Consider the following 7,626-nt stretch of genomic DNA (forward strand, 5'->3'; position numbering starts at 1 on the left):
CAGGTTTATCAAGCCCCGACGCCGTAATGAATTATGTAATTCCGCTTATTGCGATTTTATTAGCGAGTTTAAATGTGAGGGTTGAGTATTTGAGAAAGTAGCTTAGTTTTATAACTAAGCTACTTTTTAAATAACGTTTAAGAGAACAAGATAGGATTATTTACGACACTGATTCAAAATATCTAATTCTTTATTATAGGTTGAAAGTGATAAGTTCATATCCATCATTCCTATCACAGAATGAAAATAATTGTCGTGAGAATAGGTTTTTGTTTTGCATTTTCTTCTAGAGTTGTAAACATAAAACAAGGGTTTTTCCCTTGCCTTTTTACAAAAAATCCGTATAATCCGACCGCTTGTTCTCTCTTTTTTGAACAAGTTTCGCACCCTCACCTCGAACGAGGGTTTTCTTTTTTACTATCATTAAACTTTTAGAGGACGGTTATGGTAACCATTCGTTTATCTCGTGGCGGAGCTAAAAAACGCCCATTCTATCAAATCGTTGTCGCTGACAGCCGTAGCCCACGCGACGGTCGTTTCGTCGAGCGTATCGGTTTCTTCAACCCTATCGCAACTGGTAACGCAGAACGTTTACGTTTAGACGTTGCTAAAGTAGATGCTTGGGTTGCTAAAGGTGCATCACTTTCTGATCGTGTTGCAGTATTAGTGAAAGAAGCGCGTCAAGCAGCTTAATTCCACAAATTAAATAAGTAGGTGAATATGAGCGAGCAAAAAATTGAAGTTGTCGGAAAATTAGGTTCAACCTATGGTATCCGTGGCTGGCTACGCCTTTATTCATCGACAGAATATCCTGAAAGCATTTTCGATTATCAGCCGTGGTTCTTAAAAATTAAAGGACAGTGGCAACAAGTTGAACTCGAAAGTTGGCGTTATCACAACAATGATTTGATTGTGAAATTAAAAGGCACAGAAGACCGTGAAACAGCACAGCTATTAACCAATGCCGAGATCGGTGTGGATTTAGCCGTGTTTCCAGAATTGGAAGAAGGGGATTATTATTGGCACGATTTGATCGGTTGCCAAGTGGTAAACCTTGAAGGTTATGCAATGGGAACTGTGACCGAAATGATGGAAACAGGTTCAAATGATGTGTTGGTGGTAAAAGCTGGCAGTAAAGATGCTTTCGGTAAGCAAGAACGTTTAATCCCGTTCTTATATGAACAAGTAGTTAAAAGAGTAGATCTCGCCACTAAAACAATTACAGTGGATTGGGACGCTGGTTTCTAACCTCAGGTATGCAGTGAGCTTTAGCAGTCGCATTTCGTAGGTCAAAATATGTGGATTGGTATTATTTCCCTTTTCCCCGAAATGTTTAAAGCAATTACTGATTTTGGGGTAACAGGTAGAGCAGTAAAACAAAATCTCTTACAAGTGCAATGTTGGAATCCCCGAGATTTCACACACGACAAACATAAAACGGTGGACGACCGCCCTTATGGTGGTGGGCCGGGTATGTTGATGATGGTGCAACCGCTTCGTGATGCAATTCGTGAAGCAAAAGCAACCGCTTGTAAAGAAGACGGTGTAGAATCTAAAGTGATTTATCTCTCACCGCAAGGACGTAAACTCGATCAAGCTGGTGTACAAACGCTGGCAACAAATCAAAAATTGATTTTGGTTTGTGGGCGTTATGAAGGCATTGATGAGCGATTGATCCAAACTGAAATAGATGAAGAATGGTCAATCGGTGATTACGTTCTCACGGGGGGGGAACTTCCTGCAATGACGTTAATTGACGCTGTTGCACGATTTATCCCTGGGGTATTAGGCAAACAGGCTTCAGCGTTGGAAGACTCTTTCGCAGAAGGTTTATTGGACTGCCCGCATTATACCCGCCCTGAAGTATTAGATGGTTTACCTGTACCGCAAGTGCTGATGTCGGGTCACCACGAGCAAATTCGCAAATGGCGATTAGAACAGTCGCTAGAACGAACGTGGTTAAGACGCCCTGAGCTATTGGATAGCCTAGCTCTGACTGACGAACAACGCGTGTTGTTGAATAACATAAAGAAACGACACAAATCAGTTAATTCTAGGACATAGAAGGTTTATTAAAATGAGTAACATCATCAAACAAATCGAACAAGAACAGTTAAAACAAAACGTACCTAGCTTCCGTCCAGGTGACACATTAGAAGTTAAGGTATGGGTAGTAGAAGGTAGTAAAAAACGTTTGCAAGCGTTCGAAGGCGTGGTTATTGCAATTCGTAACCGTGGCTTGCATTCAGCATTCACCTTACGCAAAGTTTCAAATGGCGTGGGCGTTGAGCGTGTATTCCAAACTCACTCACCTGTAATTGACAGCATTGCTGTTAAACGTAAAGGTGCGGTACGTAAAGCTAAACTTTACTACTTACGTGAGCGTTCAGGTAAATCTGCACGTATCAAAGAGCGTCTTGGCGAATAATTTTCGCTTATGCGTTAATGCAAAAAGAAAGCCTTGGGGAAACCCAAGGCTTTTGTTTTTTCATGACTTCCTTGTTGTTTTACATCTAAAACAGCATAATGGTACTTATTCTATTCAATAAGGCAAATTTATGATCAATAAAGATACTCAACTTTGTATGTCGATATCGGGCAGACCAGGCAATACTGGCACTTATTTCCATAACTATCTTTATCAAAAACTCGGTTTAAACTTTGTTTATAAAGCATTTACCACCAAAGATATTGAACACGCAGTCAAAGGCGTGAGAGCCTTAGGTATTCGGGGGTGTGCGGTTTCTATGCCGTTTAAGGAAGCCTGTATGCCGTTTTTAGATGAAATTGATGCATCTGCAAAAGCGATTGAATCGGTCAATACGATTGTCAATACCAATGGCTATTTGAAAGCCTATAACACCGACTATATTGCGATTGAGAAATTAATTGCAAAATATCAGCTCGATCCAACCGCTTGTGTGATTGTGCAAGGCAGTGGCGGTATGGCAAAAGCCGTTGTTGCAGCATTTAAACATTCAGGTTTTACGAATTTGAAAGTCTATGCTCGTAATCAAGACACAGGAAAATATCTCGCAGAACTTTACGGCTATCAATATATCAATAGTCTTGAAAATCAACAGGCGGACATTTTAGTCAATGTCACTCCGATTGGTATGAAGGGCGGAAAAGAAGAGTTTGACTTAGCCTTCCCCGAAATGATGATTCAACAGGCTCAAACGGCTTTTGATGTGGTGGCAATGCCAGCCGAAACACCTTTGATTCAGTATGCGAAAGCTCAAGGCAAACAGGTGATTTCTGGTGCAGAAGTGATGACATTACAAGCAGTTGAGCAATTTGTGCTTTATACGGGGATTCGTCCAAGTGATGCGTTAATCGCAGAAGCGGCGGCTTTTTCTAGATCGAATCAATAAAGGCATAATAGACAAAATTGAACGCTATCCTGTAATAAACATCTTTTTATGTTTTGATAACTCAATGGCAAACCATTTTTTTAGAAAGTAAATCCATCAGGACTAAAATACCAAGTTCACGATCAAAGAAGGTCGTATCCACAATAATATTTAAATAACGTGATAGTAGTGGATTTAATGCTATTTTAGGGGCTTTCGAGATACTTTGAATAGTCCTGATAATTCAAAAAAGTGGCTCAAAGCCTTATATTACAATATCTTAATCTACCCTTTATAATACTTTGTCTACTATACATCGATGGGACAAAGTTCAACCATCGGCCAACGTGGTTTGACACTCACGGATAAATCCGTCTGTTCGCCATTTTTTAAACGCAAGAAACCTGCATAGGCAATCATTGCACCATTATCGGTACAAAATTGTGGGCGAGGGTAAAAGACTTCACCGCCGATCTGCTTCATTAATTCGGATAAATCGTGACGAAGTTGTTTATTTGCACTCACACCGCCTGCGATCACTAAACGTTTATAGCCCGTTTGTTGCAACGCTCTACGGCATTTGATAATCAATGTTTCAATCACTGCTTGTTGGAACGCATAGGCAATATCGCAACGGGTCTGTTGATCTAATTCGCCTTTCTCATTCAAATTCGCATTAATCGTATTTGCCGCAAAGGTTTTCAAGCCCGAAAAGCTGAAATCTAAGCCTGGGCGGTCCGTCATTGGACGTGGAAAGGTAAAACGATTTGGCGTGCCAGTTTCAGCAAGTTTAGCTAACGCTGTCCCCCCTGGGTAATCTAAACCGAGCAATTTTGCAGTTTTATCAAAGGCTTCCCCCGCAGCATCATCAATAGATTCCCCCAACAATTCATATTCACCCACATTTTTTACATCGACTAGCTGAGTGTGTCCCCCCGAAACAAGTAAGGCGACAAAAGGAAACTCAGGGGCGTTTTCTTCTAACATTGGTGCGAGCAAATGCCCTTCCATATGGTGAACCCCTAAAGCTGGAACGTTCCACGCATAAGCTAAAGATCGTGCAATGGTTGAGCCGACCAATAACGCCCCAACAAGTCCTGGGCCTGCCGTATAAGCAACGCCATCAATATCCGAAGCGGTGAGATTAGCTTCTTTTAATGCTTCTTGAATAAGTGGCAATGTTTTACGGATATGATCACGAGAAGCTAGCTCTGGCACAACGCCACCGTAGTCAGCGTGCATTTCGATTTGGCTATAAAGTTGGTTTGCGACTAATCCCTTGGCTTCATCATAAATTGCCACGCCAGTTTCATCACAAGAAGTTTCAATACCGAGAATTTTCATTATTGTTATTGGTTTAAGTAATTAAGATAGTGCTTATTATAATGGAATATCAACAATTTTGCTGAGAATGTAATGAAATGATTTTGTCTGTTGCATAATCAGACGAATTTCTGTAGAATCTCGCCCGTTTTGCTCTCTTTAGAGCCTATAAAAAGAAATCATATCTTCTGCAAGCGGTATGATCGTAGCTTAAACTTACTAGAGGAATAGTACTATTAAACCTGTAAAACGTGTTCAGACAAATCGCGCACATCGTCTTAACGAAGAAATCCGCGTGAAAGAAGTTCGCTTAACCGATCAAAACGGTGAGCAACTTGGTATCGTATCGATTCAAGAAGCATTAGCGAAAGCTGAAGAAGCTGAGTTAGACTTAGTTGAAATTAGCCCAAATGCTGAACCACCAGTTTGCCGTATTATGAACTACGGTAAGTTCATCTACGAAAAAGAGAAAGCTGCCAAAGAGCAGAAGAAAAAACAGAAAGTTGTACAAGTGAAGGAAATTAAATTCCGTCCGGGTACAGACGAAGGCGACTATCAGGTAAAACTACGCAGCCTGATTCGCTTTTTGGAAGATGGCGACAAAGCCAAAATCACAGTTCGCTTCCGTGGACGTGAAATGGCTCACCAAGAAATTGGTATGGACGTGCTAGAGCGTGTTAAAAACGATTTAGCGGAAATTGCCGTAGTAGAGTCTGCCCCAGGCAAACTCGAAGGTCGCCAAGTTGTAATGGTACTAGCACCTAAAAAGAAATAGTCCATTACCTTGAGATGTAATTAGTGCTTCCAAGTAATATTGGCAACAATATTCGCCTAATTACTGTTTATTAACATAAACAATGCGGAGTTATTTTAACAATGCCTAAAATTAAAACAGTACGTGGTGCTGCGAAGCGTTTCAAAAAAACAGCTTCTGGCGGTTTCAAACGTAAACAATCTCACTTACGTCACATTTTGACTAAGAAAACAACTAAACGTAAACGTCACTTACGTCACAAATCAATGGTAGCGAAAGCAGACCAAGTTTTAGTAGTAGCGTGCTTACCATACGCATAAGCGTAAATTAAGTGCAACGTACGATTAGTTAATTTTTAGTTTAATAATGTCAAAGCGTTAATTTACGCTTAAATAGTAGGAGATTTAATAATGGCTCGTGTAAAACGTGGTGTTATTGCAAGAGCACGCCATAAGAAAGTTCTTAAGGCTGCTAAAGGTTATTATGGTGCACGTTCACGCGTGTATCGCGTTGCTTTCCAAGCAGTAGTTAAAGCTGCACAATATGCTTACCGTGACCGTCGTCAACGTAAACGTCAATTCCGTCAATTATGGATTGCACGTATCAACGCGGCAGCTCGTCAAAACGGTTTATCATACAGCAAATTCATCAATGGCTTGAAAAAAGCGTCTGTTGAAATCGATCGTAAGATCCTTGCTGATATCGCAGTATTTGACAAAGTGGCTTTCGCAGCATTAGTTGCTAAAGCAAAATCTGCTCTTTAATTTTAAAGAATAGATAAATAAGGACGCTTTCAGGCGTCCTTTTTCTTATACTTACATGATGAGGGATTATATGCAAAGTAGATATAAGAAGTCCAGAATAGCAGCATCTTACTGAAGATGTTGCAATCAGCTTCAATTAACCTAAAATCATAGCCATCTTTAGGTAAGTTTTTATATGGCTTTAGTCAATATAAAAGTACGATTTCTCTCTATTTGGAGAACAAAAAATATGAAAAAATGGGCAGTGGTTTTATCTGCGGCAACTCTTGCCTTTGGTAGTCATCACATCATGGCGGAGGAAGGGAATACGGTTTATCTCTATACATGGTCTGAATATGTACCAGAGGGATTGCTTGACGATTTTACAAAACAAACAGGGATTAAAGTTATTGTTTCTAGCCTTGAATCGAATGAAACAATGTATGCAAAACTAAAAACAATGGGGAAAAATCAAAGTTATGATGTAATTGCCCCCACCAGCTATTTTGTTTCTAAAATGGCACGTGAAGGAATGTTGAAAGAGTTAGATCATAGCAAATTGCCTGTATTAAGTGAGCTTGATCCACAAATGCTTGATCGTCCTTTTGATAAAGGCAATAAATACTCGGTACCACAACTTTTTGGGGCAACGGGGATTGCATACAATACGGAAACCCAAGATCCTGCAAATTTTCAATCTTGGGCAGATTTATGGAAACCAGAGTTTAAAGATGCATTACAGTTGTTAGATGATCCTCGTGAGGCATTTAATATAGCGTTATTAAAAATGGGGCAGGATCCGAATACTCAAGACCCTGCGATTTTAAAAGCAGCGTATGAAGAATTATTGAAATTACGTCCAAATATTTTGGCTTTTAATTCTGATAATCCCTCAAGCTCATTTATTTCTGGTGAAGTAGAAATCGGTACTCTTTGGAATGGTTCTGTACGAATTGCCAAAAATGAAGGTGCTAAAATCAATATGGTTTATCCTAAAGAAGGCACACCGCTTTGGATTGATAACTTAGCAATTCCTGCAACTTCGCAAAATCCGGAAGGGGCTTACAAGCTGATTAACTATATGCTTTCAGCTCCCGTCGCTGCAAAATTGACAAAAGCTATCGGTTATCCAACAGCAAATAAAGTGGCATTAGCACAGTTACCAAAAGATTTGGTTGAAGATCCTGCTGTTTTTATTCGTTCTGAAGTTATTGAGAAAAGCCCTTGGCAAGTTGATGTAGGCGATGCGATTGAACTTTATGAGAAATATTATCAAGACCTGAAAACAGCGAAATAAATAGTCAAGGTTGCAAACAGTACAAATAAAATTGGCATAGTAGACAAAATAGTTGCTGATTCGTCAAAACTATACCAAGTGGACAAAACAGTTGCTAATATGTAGAAGATCAGACTTGATCTTCTACAGCTAATGAAGACCCTATCCCAAATTCTG

At 39.9% G+C, this 7,626-nt stretch carries 10 protein-coding genes; 9 read left to right on the forward strand and 1 reads right to left on the reverse strand.

The window, feature by feature from the left end:
* Positions 1-444: 444 nt before the first annotated feature.
* From rpsP to B0183_RS04980, 5 genes are all read left to right on the forward strand, one after another.
* Positions 445-693 carry a 30S ribosomal protein S16 gene (gene rpsP / locus B0183_RS04960; protein WP_021111941.1) on the forward strand — a complete coding sequence of 83 codons (249 nt, stop codon included), beginning with the start codon at positions 445-447 and terminating at the stop codon, positions 691-693.
* 27 nt (positions 694-720) lie between these two features.
* Complete coding sequence (gene rimM / locus B0183_RS04965; RefSeq protein ID WP_015939992.1) at positions 721-1,248, forward strand: ribosome maturation factor RimM; 528 nt, start codon at positions 721-723, stop codon at positions 1,246-1,248.
* Between the two features lie 48 nt (positions 1,249-1,296).
* Positions 1,297-2,064: a tRNA (guanosine(37)-N1)-methyltransferase TrmD gene (gene trmD, locus B0183_RS04970; RefSeq protein ID WP_021111939.1), complete on the forward strand. Its 768-nt coding sequence runs from the start codon at positions 1,297-1,299 to the stop codon at positions 2,062-2,064.
* Positions 2,065-2,077: 13 nt separating this feature from the next.
* Complete coding sequence (rplS, locus tag B0183_RS04975; protein ID WP_005715236.1) at positions 2,078-2,428, forward strand: 50S ribosomal protein L19; 351 nt, start codon at positions 2,078-2,080, stop codon at positions 2,426-2,428.
* 130 nt (positions 2,429-2,558) lie between these two features.
* Positions 2,559-3,374, forward strand: a complete 816-nt coding sequence (locus B0183_RS04980) for a shikimate 5-dehydrogenase (protein ID WP_021112926.1) — start codon at positions 2,559-2,561, stop codon at positions 3,372-3,374.
* A 288-nt stretch (positions 3,375-3,662) separates the two neighbouring features.
* Here the strand turns inward: B0183_RS04980 and tsaD are convergent, their stop codons facing one another.
* Positions 3,663-4,697 carry a tRNA (adenosine(37)-N6)-threonylcarbamoyltransferase complex transferase subunit TsaD gene (tsaD, locus tag B0183_RS04985; RefSeq protein WP_078208441.1) on the reverse strand — a complete coding sequence of 345 codons (1,035 nt, stop codon included), beginning with the start codon at positions 4,695-4,697 and terminating at the stop codon, positions 3,663-3,665.
* A 214-nt stretch (positions 4,698-4,911) separates the two neighbouring features.
* On the opposite strand from tsaD, the gene infC reads away from it, so the two are divergent.
* The 4 genes from infC (at position 4,912) to B0183_RS05005 (ending at position 7,470) form a co-directional block, all read left to right on the forward strand.
* Entirely contained in the window at positions 4,912-5,451 is a 540-nt protein-coding gene (gene infC / locus B0183_RS04990) for a translation initiation factor IF-3 (RefSeq protein WP_071610732.1), read from the forward strand.
* A 101-nt stretch (positions 5,452-5,552) separates the two neighbouring features.
* Complete coding sequence (rpmI, locus tag B0183_RS04995; RefSeq protein WP_005596065.1) at positions 5,553-5,750, forward strand: 50S ribosomal protein L35; 198 nt, start codon at positions 5,553-5,555, stop codon at positions 5,748-5,750.
* Between the two features lie 90 nt (positions 5,751-5,840).
* Positions 5,841-6,194, forward strand: coding sequence for a 50S ribosomal protein L20 (gene rplT, locus B0183_RS05000; protein ID WP_005714486.1), 354 nt, complete (start codon positions 5,841-5,843; stop codon positions 6,192-6,194).
* A 229-nt stretch (positions 6,195-6,423) separates the two neighbouring features.
* Positions 6,424-7,470, forward strand: a complete 1,047-nt coding sequence (locus tag B0183_RS05005; protein WP_078208442.1) for an extracellular solute-binding protein — start codon at positions 6,424-6,426, stop codon at positions 7,468-7,470.
* The last annotated feature ends 156 nt before the right edge of the window (positions 7,471-7,626 follow it).

The sequence above is a fragment of the Glaesserella parasuis genome (genome assembly GCF_002015085.1).
GTDB classification, from domain to species: domain Bacteria; phylum Pseudomonadota; class Gammaproteobacteria; order Enterobacterales; family Pasteurellaceae; genus Glaesserella; species Glaesserella parasuis.